Here is a 17,841-nt window from a genome sequence, read left to right on the forward strand (position 1 = left end):
AGAAGGTTAACGTATCCACAACTCTAATATTATTGTCATCTAATAGATATCACCAAGCAGAAACAAATACTTGCACGCCTGAATACCCTATATACAATCAGCCAACGACATAACCTTTAGATAAAAGCAAAAACAATTCCTCTGCCATTAAATTTCAGAAATTTTAAATTAGTAAGTAAATGCACCCGCCAAGATTAAACCGAGAAGGAAGAGATGACGTATATCAACCTAAAGAAAATCGCGGCCACATGTGTTAAACATATTTCTATGCCAACAGAAAACAGGAGAGGAGGGTGAAAGATGAGTTATGAGCGAAATGAAAAAGGCATTTCGCTCAGTTATAGCTACCTAACCGAGAATTTTCTTAACGTGTCTTCTGATTTTTCTGTGTACATTTCTATCATTAGCGATAGAGTTCAGAAATTCCTTGTACTCACTTTTATTAACCGTACCTAGTGCTTTGCAGTACCAAGCGAGTGTATCGATATGCAGTTTATCTACAGGCTGTCGAACATCCTTCTCTACCGCCTGGTAAAACCACTCCTGAATTGCAACTTCAGCAGTTCCGTCACGGACAACTTCCTCAGCGGCAAATCTTTGCATAATCATATCGTTACTATTGAGCAAATTTAATAACCGTGTAGTATGCAAGCTATTAGTGGCTACATGGCCTTCCATATTCTGCATCAATGCATTGCGCTTTTGATAAAAACTAAACTTGGTCAGCACATGCTTCGCTCGATTTCTAATCGCACGATTACCACTTTCACGCATTATCTTATTGATAGTGGGGGAATATTTTGTATTCCCAGATGACGAAAGTGTACGTAACAAATTAACGATTTCACTAATCACTTGTTCATCACGTTGAGCAACTGTCATATTCGCCTGGTGTTTTTCCAGGAGAAGCTGTTCAGCCACATCAAATAAACGTTCATCACTTAATCCAGATCCTGTAATACGATTAGCAGCTTTGGTTAAAGCTAAGTTATCTTCACCTTTTAATTCAGCTATAAAGTTATCTACTTCCTGATTTAGCAAAGACTGAATGTCTTTGGCCAATCCGGTTAAAGGAGAAACTAAAAAAACAAATAAGATAAATAAATGGCTTAATTTCACAAAACACCTTCCATAGAGCTTTAAATTGTTGCCCTAGTAAACTAAGGCAACCTAAGAAAAATAGATCTGAGATTAATTAGAATTTAACCTACTTCAGCCAGATTCCCTTTACTTTCCAGCCACTGCTTGCGGTCTCCAGCACGCTTTTTAGCCAGGAGCATATCTAGTAGTTGATTACTGTCATCTCCTGAATCTATGTAAAGCTGTACGAGACGTCGGGTATTGGGGTCCATCGTAGTCTCACGCAATTGCATAGGATTCATTTCTCCCAATCCCTTAAATCGGGTTACCTGAATCTTGCCCTTTTTCTTTTCTGCACTGATACGATCGAGGATGCCCTGTTTCTCAGATTCATCCAACGCATAATAAACGTCTTTACCGATATCAATTCGGAACAGTGGGGGCATGGCCACATAGACATGGCCGTTAGTGACCAACGGTCGGAAATGACGTAAGAAAAGCGCGCATAACAACGTGGCAATGTGCAGACCGTCCGAGTCGGCATCGGCGAGGATACAGATCTTGTTGTAACGCAAACCTTCCAGGTTATCGCTGCCCGGGTCCACACCGAGGGCTACAGCGATATCATGCACCTCCTGGCTAGCGAGAATTTCCCCTGAGTCAACTTCCCAGGTATTCAGGATTTTACCGCGCAGAGGCATGATAGCTTGGAACTCCCGGTCTCGCGCCTGCTTGGCAGAGCCACCGGCTGAATCTCCCTCTACCAGGAAGAGTTCAGAGCGCGTGGTATCGCCACTGGAGCAGTCTGCCAGTTTGCCAGGTAAGGCCGGTCCCTGAGTAACTTTTTTACGTGCAACTTTTTTCGCGGAGCGCATGCGCTTCTGTGCATTGCCAATACACAGTTCCGCCAGTTTATCGCCCTCTTCCGTATGCTGGTTCAGCCACAAGCTGAATGCATCTTTGGCGACACCGGAAATAAATGCGGTCGCTTCACGAGAGGAAAGTCTTTCTTTTGTCTGGCCAGAGAATTGAGGGTCAGCCAGCTTGGCAGAGAGAACGTAAGAACACTGGCTCCAAATATCTTCTGGTCCCAATTTAATTCCGCGCGGTAGCAGATTGCGAATTTCACAGTATTCGCGCATTGCTTCCAGCAGGCCAGCCCGCAAACCGTTGACATGGGTACCGCCCTGAGCGGTGGGAATCAAGTTTACGTAGGACTCAGCGGTGACCTCTCCGCCCTCTGGCAACCATTGAACCGCCCAGTCTGCCGCCTCAGTAGTAGCTGCAAAACTGCCTACAAATGGCTCTGCTGGCAGTACTTCCCAACCCTGATTTGCAGCGGCCAAATAGTCCTTGAGGCCATCTTCGTAATACCACTCATCGGACTCGCCATCCTGCTCATTGATAAACGTAACCGTGAGACCCGGGCAGAGCACCGCCTTGGCACGCAGAAGGTGTCTTAGGCGCACCACTGAAAATTTGGCGGAATCAAAATATTGGGGATCTGGTAAGAAGCGAACACTGGTGCCTGTTGTGCGCTTGCCGCACTCACCTACTACTTCCAGATCTGAGGCCTTTTCACCATCCTTAAAGCCAATGCGATGAACCTTGCCATCTCGCTGGATAGTAACCTCCAGAACTTTTGAGAGGGCGTTAACCACCGAAACACCGACGCCGTGAAGGCCACCGGAGAATTGGTAATTATCATTGGAAAACTTACCGCCGGCGTGCAAAGTGGAGAGGATAACCTCTACACCAGGCCGTCCCTGCTCAGGGTGAATATCGACAGGCATACCGCGGCCGTTGTCGCTGACAGAAAGCGAGTGGTCCTTGTGTAACACCACTTCAATTTTCTTGGCATGTCCGGCCAGGGCTTCGTCGACACTGTTGTCGATTACCTCCTGAGCCAGGTGATTTGGGCGTGCGGTATCGGTATACATCCCGGGGCGCTTACGCACCGGATCTAGTCCCGTGAGTACCTCAATATCTTCGGCGGAATAATTAGCCATAATTCTTATTGATTACTGCTCGTTAAATAGAAATTCGGTGATAGGGTCGCAATAGCGTGCGAACTCCTGAAAACTATGATCGCCACCGTCTTCAATGGTCTGGCGTTGCCCTTGGTAGAAATCCTGCGCATCGCGATAATCCAGAACTTCATCCCCGCGCTGGGCGAGTAACCAGTAGCGACTCTGTAACGGCTTCTCCAATTCAGCCTGTACCCGCTGCATGGCATCTACATCAACCTGGGTAAGACGGAATTCCTCTTCTTCACCGCTATAGGGTTTTAAAACCTTCCCCACATAGGCTGGAATAAAGCGCGCGGGGCGCACTGCGGGATTTATCAGTACAGCGGGCAATCGGAAGCGCTCACCAAGGTAAGTGCACCAAAATCCCCCCATAGAACTCCCTACCAGTCCAATGGGCCCCCTATCGGACTGCCGAAGGAGATCCTCCACAAGAGCCACCAAAGATTTCTGCGCCTCCTCTGTATAGGGAGGAATCTGCGGTGCACAGAAGGTAACATGCGGGTATTGGGCCTGGAGCCGTTCTCGCATCAACTGGCATTTGAAGGACTGTGGTGATGAAAGGAAGCCGTGCAGATATATCAGCACCGGCCTTCCCTGAAGATCATTAGTTTGCATAGGCGGTGATTATAGCGCCCATATCGTCAATCGGGGGCGCTATGTAACCAGAAGCCTCAAACCGTGTGGGAATCACAGCAATGTGCGATTCAAACTGGCAAAGGCCCGCCCCATATCTACACGCATATCAGACCAGAAAGTAACACTGGTAAAGCGCTCCATGCGCCCACCCGGGCCATAGGCACCAAAGTTCTCACCGATATCGCGGCGATCCCGGAAGCGCATCACTGCATTGCCCTCTCGATCATAAAGAGTTCCAACCAGTACCCCATAGGCACTCTGCTCGGTGTAGACGCGCCAGGTCCAGGGAGAGGGGTCCAGTGGCGCAGCTACCGAAAATTTCTCCAGGGATAAGGACAATGTGTAATCTGCCTCTTCCTGCTCCTTTGCTACCACGCTGTTACGCGGTTCGAGAAACTTCTCGGCAAACGTTTTGACCAACAGTGCATTCATCTGCTGTAGGTCCCTATCATCCAGCTCGTAATCTTTCTCTCTGTAGCGGGTGCGCGGCACCGAAGAAAAGCGCTTGGTGTAATCAATTTGTACAGGGGCAATAAACACTTTGGAGCCGCTCATATCAAAAGCAAAGGCCGCGGCAACTTCATCCAACGAGCTAGATCTGGGAACCAAACCTTGGCTATCTTCCTGTTCAGCCAACTTTAAGTCCCCCACCTTACTGGGATCATGAGCACAGGCACCGACTAATAACGCCAAGCCAATGAGCGGTAAAACAAATATTCTGTTCATTATTATTCCTCACTTCCCGATGTTATCCACTTAGCAGACGGAGTAGCTGCAAAATACGCATGAAATGAGGGGCAGTAGCACAAATAAAACCCCAGTGCCTATTAGCGTATTTTATCAACTGTCAAATACTACTATTGATTCTGGTATGCCCCATTAAACAAATATCATCAATGATCATAAGTCTGGGGAAATTTCATTGTACGGTGAGAAAACAAAAAAGATAATGGTAAGTTCGTAAAGGGAGGCTTTACAAATAAAGGCGAGCTAGAAACTCTTAAATAACACGATAGAAATCCCACAAAGTGGGACTTCAAAAAAGCAGGCACATCTCAAGGAGAGGTGACTCAGTAACCGGAAGACGCAAAGTCAACAGAGTATTTTGAAACCTCAACCCGTTCGACACCGGTTTTATAGCTACCGTCATCATATAAATCGAACCAACGATATCCCGGCATCTCGTCGTCTACGGCAAAAGGCCCACTACCCGGAGTAAATTGTACAGAAGTGGAAGGTGTCGCATGTAAGCCGATCCGGCCCTCATGGTTATCAAACTGCTGATGAACATGGCCCCACACGAGCGCTTTGACTTGGGGCGCTTTGGATACCATTTGCAAGAGTTGCTCGCGTCCATCGCGCAGCATATGGCCATCAATCCACTTACTACCCACCTGTACCGGCTGGTGGTGCATCATGATCATTACCGGGTGTTCCCGGGTTTCCCAAAGCAGCAGCTGCAAACGCTCAAGCTGAGCTTCGCTGAGACCGCCACATATCTGGTTTTCAACACTGGTATCCAGAAGCAAGAGGCGCCAACTTCCTAGGGCAACCACTTCTGTACAGCGTTGTGGGGCCAGCTGTTTCATACGAGAGCTTAAGTCGTGATTCCCCGGTAGCCAGTACCAAGGTTTCTGCACCCTGCGCATTTTCTGAAGAAACCGGCGGTAAGAGGCCTCGGCCCCATTCGCGCTAATATCTCCTGTCGCCACCAGCAATTGCGCTGCCTGCTGCCTGGAAACGATTGCGGACAGTACCTCATCCAAAGTATGACCGGTGTCCAAACCCAGTAATTGATAATCCGGCCGGCTGCCGATGTGTGGGTCTGTTATTTGGATCAGACGATATGAATTGGTCTTATCGGACCTGCTAGGCTCATTGTGCTCGCGAATCACTTGCTCACCTTGTAATCACATCCATGTGTTCTACCGCAGAATTAAATTTTTCGGCCATCCAGCACTAATTGAAATTCTGCGCGACCATTTGCAAGACAGTACTCAAGCCACTCACCGAGAAAACGGTTGGCCTGAGGCCTCTCATCTGCGCGCTGCATACGGGGATTTGGGTAAGCGATATCCACTCCTTTACCACCTACCGGCCCACAGCCATTAACTGTTATCACCTCTGCCATCCGCGCATCGTGATAGAGACGAGCGGTCAGGTTAGGAGATGCCAGCCAGTGGCTTTCACTGAGATTTACCTCTGCGTCCAGTGACACTTCTGTCGTGTACCTGGATCTCGCTACCACTCTCAGCTTTAAGCTGCCACCAGGGATTTGATAGCACCATTGCTCTCTCTCTGAAAGCTCAGGTAGCAGCCTCAGTAGACGTAGGTAGTTAGCGTCGCAGTCGGCATGATAAGACGGTAAATCGACGCGATATACTGCTTTACCGTTGCCATTTGGCGACATTTTCATCTGCCTGCGCTGACGCGCACCTACCTCACGCACTAGAGCCATTATCAACACTCCAATTCAATTGCCGCCGTGACTTACATCTCAGTTTACCTTTTGTGCAGGTAAAGTAGCGCAAAGAGCTGTGACCGCTCAGGCTAGTGGCGTCATATGAGTAAACCGCTTCCGATTTAACTCTAGCCACTGCACCGAAATCAGTGTGGTGGCATTGTCTATCGGGTTTTCTCCCGGGGCGTAATCCCCCCGCATCGCATCTACGACGTTCTGCCTCGGGAATACCCGCAAACGGATATCCTCATTTTCCTCAGCCAAGCCGAATACGCCCTCGGCCTGCTCCAAATCTACCAGGGCACAATACAGATGTATCCGCTCCGAGCTGCCCCCTGGGCTGGGGATATAACTGTGGATAAAATGCAGATCGTCCACAGTACATCCAGACTCTTCCAATACCTCTCTGTGCGCTACATCCTCCAGACTCTCCCCTTTCTCCACCATACCGGCTACCACTTCAAGACACCAAGGCCCTGCTGGGCGCCCCAGGGCACCAGTGCGGAATTGCTCGGTAAGTGCCAACAGGTCCCTGACAGGATCGTAAAGTAAGACTCCAACGGCCTCTCCGCGCTGAAACAGTTCCCGCTCTATTTCATTGCTCCAACCCCCGCGAAACAAGCGGTGGCGCAATCGCAGGCGCACCATAGTGAAAAATCCCTTAAACACGGTTTCCCTGGAAATTATGTCTACCGAATCAGCGGTGAACTCCGGGTTTAAATCAGTTCGACTGTTATCTTGTGGCATGGTTCGTCTTTCCCTAGGTTTCGGTTTTGCTGCGCTGCTTCCGCGACAAGACCGGGGTACCAGCTGTTATACTCTGCGCCCACCGTACCAGCCGCTGACTGCAGAGGCTATCCGGGTTTCCGTGTTGAATTTCGAGAGTACACAACATGAGAGTGCTGAATATCGCCTATCAGCAGCTACGGCGCTATGGCAAGACAAGGGTTAGCTGGGCACAAAAGCTCACCTTCGGCCTGATTAAAAATGACCACTACACCCAAGTGTTCAGCGACCGCGATATCGCCGCATTTGAGGCACCCTTTGGTATTCGCGACCTGGGTGTAAAAAAGGCGAACCGACGCTTGATGGAAACTGTCGAGGCCTTTGAGCCAGACCTGATCATCGCAGGCCACTGCGATATGATCACTAACGACACTCTGAAGGCCATTAAGCAACGCCTGCCCAATTGCTTTATCGCTCACTGCAATAATGATCCCCTCTTTGTTCCCAGCAATGTCGAGCGAATCAAATACCGCGCGGAAGTCGCCGATGCAGTTTTTGTATCCACCGGGCGAAGAGAACTGAAAATATTTGAGGGCTTTGGTGCTCGTGTTTATCACATGCCGAACCCGGTTGAACCCTCGATTGAAAACCTCAATAACGCTGAACGCACGGATTTAGCCATCGACCTGCTTTTCTGCAGTAACAGCAATAATTTCACCAAGCGTCTGCAAATGGTTAAAAACCTGAAAGATGCCTTGGGGGATTCGCTGAACTTTAAAACCTATGGCAGCTTCGGCGAGGCTCCCGTTTGGGGCCGCGACTACGACCACGCTCTATCTCAAACCAAAATGGGACTGAATTTCAATCGCCAAGATACCCATTACTGGTACTCCTCAGCACGCATGGCGCAGTTGGCGGGCAACGGTATTTTGCAGTTCACCAGTGATAAATTACATTTTGACGACTTGTTGCCTGCTGAGAGCGTCGTTTATTTCTCCGATGAGCAGGACCTATTAGAAAAAATCCGCGAATTTAACGGTGACGATGCCAAGCGACGCGCCTGGGCCGCACGGGCCAGGGAGTTTTTCCACAATGAAATGAACTCGAAGCTCTACGCTCAGTACATTGTCGAAGCCACAAGCTTACAGCCTTTTAGCCACGACTATGCTTGGGCTCAAGATATCAATCTGGATGGCACACTCAGGTAGTGTTACGCCCACTCTATTCGATCAGATGCAATAGATTATGAGTAATAACCCAATTCGAGTCGCACAGATACTCGCCGGTGCTGAGCACGGTGGTGCTGAGAATTTCTTTGTGCGTCTCGTCAGTGGATTAAATCCCCGCAGCGAAATTACAGAAAAAGCGTTTATTCGCAACCACGATCACCGGGTACAGGCACTGCGTAGCAACAGTGTTGAAACCGAAGGTTTTAAATTTGGTGGCAAGCTGGATTTTCTCGGCCGAAAAAAATACCGAGATGCCCTGAACCAATGGCAACCGGATATCGTGATGACTTGGATGGGACGTGCCACTTCAATCACCCCCAACTCTGAAAAATACCGATTGGTAAGCCGCCTAGGGCACTATTACAACCTGAAGTATTACCGTCACGCAGATTATTGGATCGGCATCAGCAAAGGTATCTGCCAGCATTTAAAGGACGGAGGCATCCCCAAGGATAAGATTTTCCATATCCCCAATTTTGCCGATGAGACACCAGTTAATCCGCTGCCTAGAAATAGCTTCAATACTTCGGAAGACCGGCCCCTGATACTGGCTGCAGGCCGCCTACATATCAATAAAGGGTTCGACACCCTCCTGCATTCACTCACCCAGGTACCCAACGCCACTCTGTGGCTTGCAGGTAGTGGCCCTGAGGAGAGCAAGTTGAAATCCCTGTGCCACCGACTCGGCCTGGAAGAGCGGGTTCGCTTCCTCGGTTGGCGCAATGATGTCACCACCCTGATGCGCACTGCGGATATGTTCGTGTGCCCTTCTCGACATGAGGGCCTGGGCTCTATTGTGATGGAGTCCTGGGCCCATCGCTGCCCTATAGTAGCGACAGACTCTCAGGGCCCTGGAGAAGTGATTACCAATGGCAAAACCGGTCTGATTACCCCTATCGATAATGCCGATGAACTGGCCAAAGCCATGAAGTCCGTTATCGAGTCGCCGGAATTGCGCCAAAGCCTGATCGAAAATGCGGCCGAGGAGTACGCAACGACTTATGCGAAACAGGTTATCGTCGACTCCTATATCGATCTATACGAAAACCTGATGAAGAAAGGGCGCTAGCGGTGAATGGCAGCCACCGAATACCCGGTGGCTGCTAAATCGTATTTTTCGTTTCGTGCCAAATCGTACTTATTGATAGGCCGGGGGCAAATCCCGCAAAAGAGCGCTAACCCCATTGGCGATCAGTCGTTGACGCTGCTCAATACTATCGGGGCGTGTTAACAATTCGCTGGCTCTCCCCCCAAATCACAGCCCCGCCCGGGCGCCCAATACCCACACTCATAATCACCAAGGGGGCATCTGTCAGGGGCGGTAGTTCCACCACATCCTGTGGCGCATTGCTATCAAACTGTTTGTCCCAGCTGGGATCCCGGGTATCACCGGAGAAAAACTCATCGACTACCGCAACCTGGTAATCCACCACCATATCCGCATCCTGGTCCTGGGAGACTTGGCGATATCCTCGTTGCTGTAACTCTGCGGCAACGGTATCCCGCATTTCTTCATCCAACTCCACCAGCTGGGCAGAGGCATCTTCTGAGCCACTCAACGGCGCTACCCCCCATTTATACGTGGCAAAGGCAACCGGTGGCTCCCCGGTAGCGGCTTTTTCAACCTGTATCTCCTGGCAACCCGCCAATACCAAGATACTCAGCAAGCCTGTTAATAAATAGCGCATAAAAACTCCTACATTCCCGTACTTATTTTACTGGTTCGACCGTGCCGTAAAGTTCTATCTTAGGACTCCAGGTATACCACTTGGGTTCAGCTTTCGGGTAGAGAGGGAAATGGCTGCCCGACTCCACTTCAAATCCCATAAAAGGGGCTTCTGGCGTGGCAAATGCGATCCCCCCTGCAACAGGGCCTGAGCCGATTCTGTGTTGATATTAAGCCCACTTTTCAGACCGAAATTCACATCGACGCCACTGGCATTCCAAAACACCGTGTACTCTCGCACCAGGGGCTGGTATTGGGGTTCGATATGAACATAGATATACACTCGATCAGCATACTCCCCCAAGGAAAAACCTGTAACCTCTCCCACTTTTACCTGGCGATAATAAACCGGACTCCCTGCTACCAGAGATCCTCGCCTCGCAGCATCCAGGATAATTCCCAGTCCAGGGCGAGTAAAAGTTTCTGCAAGATCCTCTTCCGGTGCCTGTTCCAAAGCGTAAAACTTTGTCTGTGGATCTCCTAAGCCAGGCTCAAGCGCCAGGTAGCGCCCTGTAATCAGGGTATCCAAATGGGCAATCTTATCGATGCTAATTTGCGGGGAAACCACCCATATACGTGTGCCCTCCCGAGCAAACTGCTCTCCGCGATGATAAAGCTTGGCCCTGGCCCACACCTCGCCCAAAGAGCGATCGAGTCTCAGGCGAGTAATCTCTCCAACTTGTACCCCGCGGTAGCGCAGCGGTGCTCCAACTCTCAGCCCCTCGGCACTGACAAGGCTGACTTGAATTTGTATTCCCCCTCCATAGCCGCTTCCCGACTGCTGAAAAGAGGGAACTGGTCTCCATTTTTTGCCTGCCCGCCTTTTCCAAGGTCTTCCCGGCGTATGCCAAAGGCGATACCGCCACGCAGAAGTGACATCAGCGAATCTGCCTCCACTTCCACCCCCTCGGTCAAGCTTGCTGTAGCCCGCAATCCGCTCACATTCCAGAACCGAACGCCTTCCTGCACAAAGTGGGCATAGCGGGGCTCTATCACCACATAAACCTCTACCCCCTCGCCATCCCTACGCAATTCCATTCCCTGCACTTTTCCTACCTCTATACGGCGAAAATAAACCGGCGCGCCCCGCTGCAAAGACCCGGGATTGCGTGAAGTGAGGCGTAAATGCAGCCCCGGCACACGGGGGTCCATCGGTGGCGCAGAGGTTCGCGCAGTGAAATTGCGCTGGGAGCGCTGTCCTTTGCGCAAATCTACTTCTATGCGATTACCTTGGATTAAATCGTTTAGTCCGCCAGTAAAATCGAAGCTCGGGGGGCTAGCCAAAAACGGGTATTTTCGGTGAGCAATTCATCCGTTGTCGGATCCATCAGAACTTTGACTTCCATACCATTCAAACGGCGGTTTGCCTTGGTCCCACTGACTTCCCCTACCTGGATGCCCTGATAGTAAACCTTCGTAGAATCCGGAGTAACATTCACCCCCTGATCGAAATTTAATGTCACAGGAATTCCCGCATCTGCTGCGGCAAAATTTTTATATAACTCAAACTCACTACCATTTACAGCGAGTGGAGACTGACGTTGATTTTCCGGGGTATAAAAACTTACGCCTCCGGCAAAAAGTGCTGCCAGGGATTCTAAATTGACACTGATACCGCTAATACCGCCTTCGATAGAGATCCCTGAACTATTCCAAAAGCGGCTGCCCCGATGAACCAGGTAGGCATATTCCCGGCGAATGAATAATTCGATACTGACTTCAGTTCCGTTTCGATCCAAACGGTAATCCGCTACCTGACCGACTCGCAACTGACGATAATATACTGGCGATCCTCGACTTAAAGAGCCCAAGCGACGGGACTGCAAAACAACACGCAAACCATCCCCACGGATAAATGCAGGAGGCTGATCCAGGGCAACAAAGTTGCGCTTGCGCTTTCCACTACCTGATTCAACGGCAATGTAATTGCCTGAAAGTAGAGTTTCCAAGCCGCTAATACCGGTAATAGATAACTCGGGTTTTACTACCCAAAACTCAGTGCCCTCTACCAATAAATATTCTGCACTGCGATTTAAACTAACTTCGGCCAGAACGCCATCGGCTCCATTCAGCTCTTTCGCATTAGGTACAAGGCGCACATCCTGGACCATACCAATATCGACCCCGGAATATTTGACCACCGTTTTTCCTTTTACCAGGCCGTCGCCAGAATGAAATAAAATAGTGGCTTTAACGTCTCCCTCTGACAAATCCTGATAGAGCAACCAGAGAGCAATCAGCCCCGCGATCAAAGGTAAAATCCACACTAGGGGTAACCCCCTGCTTGCGCGCACTACTCCCCGCTGAGCTCCTCCATCCAAGCGAGACGCATCACTCGTATCCTGCGGGGGCAGCTCATCAGCCATTTTCTGCGGCGCTCCTATGAGCCGTTTCTGGCTCTACTGCAGACTCATATAAATCTCCGTCATAGGCATCCCAAATTAAACGGGAATCGAAAGTTCGTGCCGCCAACATGGTTACCACTACCACAGAGGCAAAAGCAGTCGCACCAGCTCCAGCGGTTACCTGAGAAATAAATCCCATATCCACTAGCGACACCAAAATTGAAATCATAAATAAGTCTAAGAGTGACCAACGCCCGATGCCGGAAACTACTCGATATATTTTCATGGACTGAATGGGGTCGAAGGACAGACGCAACTGAATTTGAATCAGGAGCACTCCCAATCCCAGTAGCTTCATCACAGGAACTGCAATACTGGCAACAAAGACAATTAAAGCTATTCCCCACATTCCCGAGTTATAGAGTTGCATGACCCCGCTAATGATAGTGCTGGGATCACCGGCACCTAAATAAACAACCGTCATTATCGGTAACACATTGGCAGGTAAAAGCAATAAAGTGCCAGTAATCGTCAGAGCCCAAGTTAACATCAAGCTTCCTTCGATTCTGCTGTGTACTCTCGCTCCACAGCGCGGACATCGGCAACGACCATTTTGGGGAAGAATAATTAATTGATGACAGCACAGGCAGCTGGTTAAGCCTTTTTTTAAACCTTTATTTGGTACGCTATTCACAAGCTTGTCCCTTAAGCGCACGACGCTGTGCCAAGCGGTGCCAAATTTCTGTTTGGTCAAAACTCAAGGAAGAGAGATTTGCCAGTAGCATCATGGCACCAAAACAGTACAGCCCCGGTTCTACCTCCATCTTGCCCAAATCCCTTAATTTAATCAGGGCCACCAAAATTCCGAGCATATAGACATCGAGCATGCCCCACTCTTTCAAGTGCTGGTAAAAACGAACAGCATTGGATACCGGCCGGTCAAGCCAGGCCCAAGCACTGCCCCAACAAATAAATAACAACAGGGCAAATTTACCTACCGGAGCCAGAACGCTACAGAAAAGCACCAGCGCCGAGAGCCAAATAAACCCCGCCTTGAAAAGAGAGTAAACGCCATTTAGCAATGTACTTTCTGCACCAAATGAGAACAGGGAGAAGTCGAGCAATGGCAAGCTGACAGAGGGAATAAACAGTAATAGGCCGGTTAGACTGAGAGCCAGTGTGTAGTAAATACTATGATTGCCATTGCGATGCAAAGTACAGCGACATCGTGGGCAAATTAGCTTTTGTCCCGGAGGCGCCAAGCCGCCGGTTAAAAGTAGATCGCATTCGTGACAGACCCTCTGCCAATTGGTCAGCACTGCGTTGCGCCCCTCATTCATGGACAGTCAGTCCTTGCCTTATTCTGCACAATTTTTGCCGCATCCAAATGCTTATGAGGCGCGTCTATTGAAATATAGGCCCTCAACCTTATTCAATGGGCCCTAGTTATTGCCAAGAAATTACCGATAAACGCACATAGGTGTCGGTTTAACGAAGATATAGCAAAAAGCCGATTGCCGTCTCGACGGTCGGTTTGACCCCGGGTAAACTCTCGCGACTGCTATTGGGGAGACTGGCAATATTAGTAATAACCGCAAGCTGGAGCCCTCTATATCCCCACTACATGACACCAGCTCCAAATAACTTGCAAAAGCTTGAAGACCGTACCCTCCACAGGAAGTCGAAACAGATGAAAAGAAGTAACCGCACAGAGCCGCAAGGCCGCAAGTTGCGTCCGCTGAAAAAACTAATCGCCGCTACGCTGCTGGGCCTGGGCGCCATGCAGGCGCAAGCCGACACCCTGTGGGATATCTATACACAGGCCCTGGAGAATGATCCTCAATTAGCAGCTGATCGCGCCGCTTACCACGCGGGTATCGAGGCCAAATATCAGTTCCGCGCATTCCTGCTTCCTCAGGTTAATGCTACTTTCGAAGCCGCTAGAACTCACTCTGATAGCAGCCGGAATTCTGCTCAGTTACTGGATTTGACTGATAATGACGACGACAATGATGTCGAACTAGTGGATTTTAGAAGCCAAACTAGCAATTCCTTACAGGAAAGAACCTATAGTGCCAACCTGACCCAGGCTATTTTTGACGCTCCAGCCTGGTTCGATTATCAACAGGGCAAGAGATTAACAGAGCAGGCGACAGCAGAATTCAGTGCTAATCAGCAAGAAATGATGATTCGTGTCGCCACCGCCTACTTTGATGTATTGCGTGCTTATGACGTCCTCGAGGCAGCTGCTGCCGAAGAACAAGCCCTGGCTAAACAGCTGGAACAGACGCAACAGCGCTTTGAAGTCGGTCTAACAGCAATTACTGATGTCTACGACTCCCAGGCTGCCTATGACAGTTCCGTTGCCCGGCGCTTAACAGCTCAAGACAACCTCCTCAGTAACTTTGATGCCCTATCAGTATTGACTGGAGGCTACCATGATCAAGTAGCTCCTTTGGTAGATGACTTCCAGGTAGCTCCGCCGGTGCCTTCAGATCGCGCCGATTGGGTTGAGTTTGCCCTCGCCAACAACTTTGTCCTTAAAGCTGCACGACTTGGCGCCGATGCCGCCCGCTATAACGCTCGGGCAGAAGCCAGTGAACACCTACCCACTGTCACTGGCTCGCTTTCTTATAATAAACTCACTCAAGATGGTAACGAGAAAAATCGATTCAGCGACATAACGGGCAGCCAATTTGTACGTTACCCGCAAGATATTGACCAATGGGGAACAAGTGCAGGGGTAACTGTAAATGTGCCCATCTTTACTGGTGGCCTTCTCAGTGCCAACCGTCGCCAGGCTAGAAACCAAGCCTTCCAGGCCCAGGACCTTAGCGTCCTTGCAGAGAGAGATACCATACAAACCACGCGCACCCTGCACCGCGCTGTTGTCACCGATGTATCGAGAGTAGCGGCCCGAGAGCAAGCCGTCGTTTCTGCCAAGAGTGCATTGGATGCCACTCAGGCAGGATACGAAGTAGGCACCCGAAATATTGTAGATGTGCTCCTGGCTCAGCGGACCCTGTTTGACTCACAAACTGACTACGCCAACTCGCTGTACGACTACATTCTAAACTCACTGAGCTTGAAGCAAGCTGCAGGACTCTTATCCCCTAAAGACCTTCAGGATCTGGATATGATGCTGAACCCTGCAAGTAACGTCTCTCGCGTGGAGGAAACTGGCGGTACCAGCCTTCCAGCACCTTCGAAGTAACTGCGTATACGCATCTACCAGAGAGCAGGATTTTTATTCTCTCTCTGGTCTTCATTCTGTGTAGCCAGCCGCTCCACCTCGCCCAGTAAGCGCTGCAAAGCACCACTATTTTCTGAAGCTACTTTTTTCCCTCTCTGACCGGCGGCTTTTCTTTGCCCCACATCTTCCAGCCAAGCCTGAACTTGTGAAGCCATCGATTCACTGTCTTCGACTACAACCATGGCTCCAGCCTCCTGCAACAAACTGGATACAGTGGCGAAGTTATGCAGGTGGGGACCGGAAATAACTGGCACACCCCAGGCAGCGGGTTCAATCATGTTGTGGCCACCAACAGAAACCAAGCTACCTCCCACAAAAGCAATATCACTGGCTCCATAGAAACGCAGTAACTCCCCCATGGTGTCTCCCAGAATAACCTCATCACTAGCTTTAATGGCTGTGCCTTCACTCCTTCGAACCAGGGCAAAGCCACGCTCCCGACACAGGCGGGCAACACCATCAAAACGCTGTGGATGCCTGGGCACCAACACGAGTAAAAGATCTTTAATCTCTCTCTTCAAAATAGAGAAGGCATCCAAGATCACCTCATCCTCACCCACATGGGTACTAGCCGCCAGCCATATAGGCCTGGAAGACTCCCCCCGCCACTGGTGCGCCAGCGCCTGGGCTTCACTGGCCAGTCCCATATCAATACTGAGGTCAAACTTGATATTGCCGTTGGCTACTGCTCTCTCCGCTGGTAATCCCAGATCGATAAACCGCTGCATATCCGCAGGGTATTGCGCAACAACACGATCCAGGTTGCTCAACATCGTTCGACTCAAAGAGGGAAAACGCCCGTAACCTCGTGCAGATTTTTCACTGAGCCGTGCATTGGCCAATAAAATTGGGATCTTCCTGCTCGAGCAGAGCTTGAGTAGGTTGGGCCAAAGCTCAGTCTCTATAATCACCAATGCACTCGGGCTAAGCGCATTGAGAAATGGCACCAGGCATTCAGGGAGGTCATAGGGAAGGTAGTAGTGAAGTAAGCGGCCACCAAGAATTGGCTGCAAGGCTTCTTTTACGCGCTCGGATCCGGTTGGAGTTGTAGTCGTTACCAACCACTGCCAGTCTGTATGTCGCGCAGCCAATTTAGAGATCACTGGTACGGCGGCTAGGGTCTCTCCTACAGATACAGAATGGACCCAGATTAACGGTGCCCGGCTGTGCCTTTTTGGAACCTGACCCAGACGCTCTCTTAAACGCAACCGATAGGCCGGCTGGCTACGCCCTCTCCACCAGAGACGTAGAAGGACAACAGGTAAAAACAGGCGGAAGAGCCAGGAATAAAATATTTGCATGAAGCAGGGATCACCTAAAGATCAATATTGCCACCAAAGAAAGTGCAATGATGACGGTTATCTCTTCCAGGTAAAACACCCCCGTAAGGAAGGCCTCAGGCCATTAGTGATCGACCACCCGGTAAAACTCAGAGCGCACCCCAAAAACACCACAAGCCATGCCGGCTGAACGGCAAGCGCGGAGCCAAGGCCCAGAACCCAAGCGCTTTCCACCGAAAATCAATCCTAAAATACAGCCTATGCTGGAGATCAAAAGTTGCCCCAGAGCCGATACAAAGATGCTGGTATGACCGCGACCTTTGGCAAGTTTATGCTTTGCCAGAGTGATACCAGCGGAGAATTTTCTACGCGACAACCAACGCATATTGGCGCGACTCTCCGGTACAGCCTCGTAAACCCTCGCCTCCAGGCAGTAAACAATCTTTCCTCCCTTGGCCTTAAACTCTGTGAAAAAAATCACATCTGTACCGGCACCTAGAGGGTCCTGCTCATTAAACCTCAGGCCTAGCGAGCGGATACTGCTCATCGGTATTAATACATTGCTGGTCGCACAGTAGTTGAGCTGTTCTCCAGTCTTTCGTTTCTGCCGATAAAAAATACGTGAATAATAGGCAGGTACAGAATCCGGCCAACGCCGAACAACACTGCCACAAACCACGCTACTGCCCCCCAGCTTCTGCGCGTAATCATATAGCTGGATTAACCAATCGGGCTCGACCCACTCATCATCATCGATGAAAACCAGATAGTCAGCCCCCATGTTATCCAGTTCATTGATACAGCGATTGCGTGCACAAGGGATTCCCCGCCGCTCTTCTACGGCACAGTTGAGGGAGAAGGGAAAGCTTCCCGACAACTCCTCCACAACTTCTCTACCAGCCTGAGTGTCCGAATCATTATCGACAACCAATGCAGCCACATTTAAACCTGAAGGTAGCTGCAGGTTGGCCAAGCTTTGCAGAGAACTGCGAAGCCGCTCTGGTCGCTGATAAGTACAAATACAGATCACTAACAAGGGGTGCAATGTAAACTCCAGATTACGGCCAAGGACAAA

General features: G+C 50.0%; 18 protein-coding genes. 3 read left to right on the forward strand and 15 right to left on the reverse strand.

The annotated features are described in order from the left end of the window. Window positions 1–348: 348 nt before the first annotated feature. The 7 genes from QT397_24470 to QT397_24500 all read right to left on the reverse strand — a co-directional run bounded on the left by QT397_24470 (window position 349) and on the right by QT397_24500 (window position 6,954). The gene (locus QT397_24470; protein WNZ55959.1) at window positions 349–1,119 is read right to left on the reverse strand and encodes a hypothetical protein; all 771 of its coding nucleotides are present in this window, start codon (window positions 1,117–1,119) and stop codon (window positions 349–351) included. Window positions 1,120–1,202: 83 nt separating this feature from the next. Next, window positions 1,203–3,089 carry a DNA topoisomerase IV subunit B gene (parE, locus tag QT397_24475; protein WNZ55960.1) on the reverse strand — a complete coding sequence of 629 codons (1,887 nt, stop codon included), beginning with the start codon at window positions 3,087–3,089 and terminating at the stop codon, window positions 1,203–1,205. A gap of 12 nt (window positions 3,090–3,101) precedes the next feature. Further along, window positions 3,102–3,725, reverse strand: coding sequence for a YqiA/YcfP family alpha/beta fold hydrolase (locus tag QT397_24480; protein ID WNZ55961.1), 624 nt, complete (start codon window positions 3,723–3,725; stop codon window positions 3,102–3,104). Between the two features lie 72 nt (window positions 3,726–3,797). Then, on the reverse strand, window positions 3,798–4,472 hold the full coding sequence (locus QT397_24485) for a hypothetical protein (GenBank protein WNZ55962.1): 675 nt from the start codon (window positions 4,470–4,472) through the stop codon (window positions 3,798–3,800). A 344-nt stretch (window positions 4,473–4,816) separates the two neighbouring features. Then, window positions 4,817–5,641, reverse strand: coding sequence for a 3',5'-cyclic-AMP phosphodiesterase (gene cpdA / locus QT397_24490; protein ID WNZ55963.1), 825 nt, complete (start codon window positions 5,639–5,641; stop codon window positions 4,817–4,819). A 41-nt stretch (window positions 5,642–5,682) separates the two neighbouring features. Beyond that, on the reverse strand, window positions 5,683–6,204 hold the full coding sequence (locus tag QT397_24495) for a DUF1249 domain-containing protein (GenBank protein WNZ55964.1): 522 nt from the start codon (window positions 6,202–6,204) through the stop codon (window positions 5,683–5,685). 87 nt (window positions 6,205–6,291) lie between these two features. After that, window positions 6,292–6,954 carry an NUDIX domain-containing protein gene (locus tag QT397_24500; protein ID WNZ55965.1) on the reverse strand — a complete coding sequence of 221 codons (663 nt, stop codon included), beginning with the start codon at window positions 6,952–6,954 and terminating at the stop codon, window positions 6,292–6,294. A 146-nt stretch (window positions 6,955–7,100) separates the two neighbouring features. Between QT397_24500 and QT397_24505 the strand changes: the two genes are divergently transcribed. Continuing rightward, complete coding sequence (locus tag QT397_24505; protein ID WNZ55966.1) at window positions 7,101–8,141, forward strand: glycosyltransferase; 1,041 nt, start codon at window positions 7,101–7,103, stop codon at window positions 8,139–8,141. Between the two features lie 37 nt (window positions 8,142–8,178). Beyond that, window positions 8,179–9,231 carry a glycosyltransferase gene (locus QT397_24510; GenBank protein WNZ55967.1) on the forward strand — a complete coding sequence of 351 codons (1,053 nt, stop codon included), beginning with the start codon at window positions 8,179–8,181 and terminating at the stop codon, window positions 9,229–9,231. A gap of 145 nt (window positions 9,232–9,376) precedes the next feature. Here the strand turns inward: QT397_24510 and QT397_24515 are convergent, their stop codons facing one another. The 6 genes from QT397_24515 to QT397_24540 all read right to left on the reverse strand — a co-directional run bounded on the left by QT397_24515 (window position 9,377) and on the right by QT397_24540 (window position 13,573). Then, entirely contained in the window at window positions 9,377–9,850 is a 474-nt protein-coding gene (locus tag QT397_24515; GenBank protein ID WNZ55968.1) for a DUF4136 domain-containing protein, read from the reverse strand. Window positions 9,851–9,904: 54 nt separating this feature from the next. Next, window positions 9,905–10,588, reverse strand: coding sequence for an MlaD family protein (locus tag QT397_24520; protein WNZ58594.1), 684 nt, complete (start codon window positions 10,586–10,588; stop codon window positions 9,905–9,907). A gap of 14 nt (window positions 10,589–10,602) precedes the next feature. Continuing rightward, complete coding sequence (locus QT397_24525; GenBank protein WNZ55969.1) at window positions 10,603–11,097, reverse strand: MlaD family protein; 495 nt, start codon at window positions 11,095–11,097, stop codon at window positions 10,603–10,605. A 35-nt stretch (window positions 11,098–11,132) separates the two neighbouring features. Next, window positions 11,133–12,254, reverse strand: a complete 1,122-nt coding sequence (locus tag QT397_24530; protein WNZ55970.1) for an MlaD family protein — start codon at window positions 12,252–12,254, stop codon at window positions 11,133–11,135. Then, window positions 12,247–12,783 carry a paraquat-inducible protein A gene (locus QT397_24535; GenBank protein WNZ55971.1) on the reverse strand — a complete coding sequence of 179 codons (537 nt, stop codon included), beginning with the start codon at window positions 12,781–12,783 and terminating at the stop codon, window positions 12,247–12,249. The genes QT397_24530 and QT397_24535 overlap by 8 nt, the downstream gene beginning before the upstream one ends. A gap of 136 nt (window positions 12,784–12,919) precedes the next feature. Further along, window positions 12,920–13,573 carry a paraquat-inducible protein A gene (locus QT397_24540; protein WNZ55972.1) on the reverse strand — a complete coding sequence of 218 codons (654 nt, stop codon included), beginning with the start codon at window positions 13,571–13,573 and terminating at the stop codon, window positions 12,920–12,922. A 350-nt stretch (window positions 13,574–13,923) separates the two neighbouring features. On the opposite strand from QT397_24540, the gene QT397_24545 reads away from it, so the two are divergent. Further along, complete coding sequence (locus QT397_24545) at window positions 13,924–15,447, forward strand: TolC family outer membrane protein (GenBank protein WNZ55973.1); 1,524 nt, start codon at window positions 13,924–13,926, stop codon at window positions 15,445–15,447. Window positions 15,448–15,461: 14 nt separating this feature from the next. On the opposite strand, the gene waaA is transcribed toward QT397_24545, so the two are convergent. Together waaA and QT397_24555 are read right to left on the reverse strand one after the other, a co-directional pair. Continuing rightward, a complete protein-coding gene (gene waaA / locus QT397_24550) occupies window positions 15,462–16,787 on the reverse strand; it encodes a lipid IV(A) 3-deoxy-D-manno-octulosonic acid transferase (protein WNZ55974.1) in 1,326 nt (441 codons plus the stop codon). A 103-nt stretch (window positions 16,788–16,890) separates the two neighbouring features. Beyond that, the gene (locus QT397_24555) at window positions 16,891–17,811 is read right to left on the reverse strand and encodes a glycosyltransferase family 2 protein (protein ID WNZ55975.1); all 921 of its coding nucleotides are present in this window, start codon (window positions 17,809–17,811) and stop codon (window positions 16,891–16,893) included. Window positions 17,812–17,841 lie beyond the last annotated feature (30 nt).

Origin of the sequence: Microbulbifer sp. MKSA007 (assembly GCA_032615215.1) — a bacterium.
Lineage (GTDB): Bacteria > Pseudomonadota > Gammaproteobacteria > Pseudomonadales > Cellvibrionaceae > Microbulbifer.

What these genes read in the sequence shown, in the direction of transcription:
- parE (WNZ55960.1), bottom strand. Translation starts at nt 3,089, where the DNA reads ATGGCTAATTATTCCGCCGAAGATATTGAGGTACTCACGGGACTAGAT.
- QT397_24480 (WNZ55961.1), bottom strand. Translation starts at nt 3,725, where the DNA reads ATGCAAACTAATGATCTTCAGGGAAGGCCGGTGCTGATATATCTGCAC.
- QT397_24485 (WNZ55962.1), bottom strand. Translation starts at nt 4,472, where the DNA reads ATGAACAGAATATTTGTTTTACCGCTCATTGGCTTGGCGTTATTAGTC.
- QT397_24495 (WNZ55964.1), bottom strand. Translation starts at nt 6,204, where the DNA reads ATGGCTCTAGTGCGTGAGGTAGGTGCGCGTCAGCGCAGGCAGATGAAA.
- QT397_24500 (WNZ55965.1), bottom strand. Translation starts at nt 6,954, where the DNA reads ATGCCACAAGATAACAGTCGAACTGATTTAAACCCGGAGTTCACCGCT.
- QT397_24505 (WNZ55966.1), top strand. Translation starts at nt 7,101, where the DNA reads ATGAGAGTGCTGAATATCGCCTATCAGCAGCTACGGCGCTATGGCAAG.
- QT397_24510 (WNZ55967.1), top strand. Translation starts at nt 8,179, where the DNA reads ATGAGTAATAACCCAATTCGAGTCGCACAGATACTCGCCGGTGCTGAG.
- QT397_24515 (WNZ55968.1), bottom strand. Translation starts at nt 9,850, where the DNA reads ATGCGCTATTTATTAACAGGCTTGCTGAGTATCTTGGTATTGGCGGGT.
- QT397_24530 (WNZ55970.1), bottom strand. Translation starts at nt 12,254, where the DNA reads ATGGCTGATGAGCTGCCCCCGCAGGATACGAGTGATGCGTCTCGCTTG.
- QT397_24535 (WNZ55971.1), bottom strand. Translation starts at nt 12,783, where the DNA reads ATGTTAACTTGGGCTCTGACGATTACTGGCACTTTATTGCTTTTACCT.
- QT397_24540 (WNZ55972.1), bottom strand. Translation starts at nt 13,573, where the DNA reads ATGAATGAGGGGCGCAACGCAGTGCTGACCAATTGGCAGAGGGTCTGT.
- QT397_24545 (WNZ55973.1), top strand. Translation starts at nt 13,924, where the DNA reads ATGAAAAGAAGTAACCGCACAGAGCCGCAAGGCCGCAAGTTGCGTCCG.
- waaA (WNZ55974.1), bottom strand. Translation starts at nt 16,787, where the DNA reads ATGCAAATATTTTATTCCTGGCTCTTCCGCCTGTTTTTACCTGTTGTC.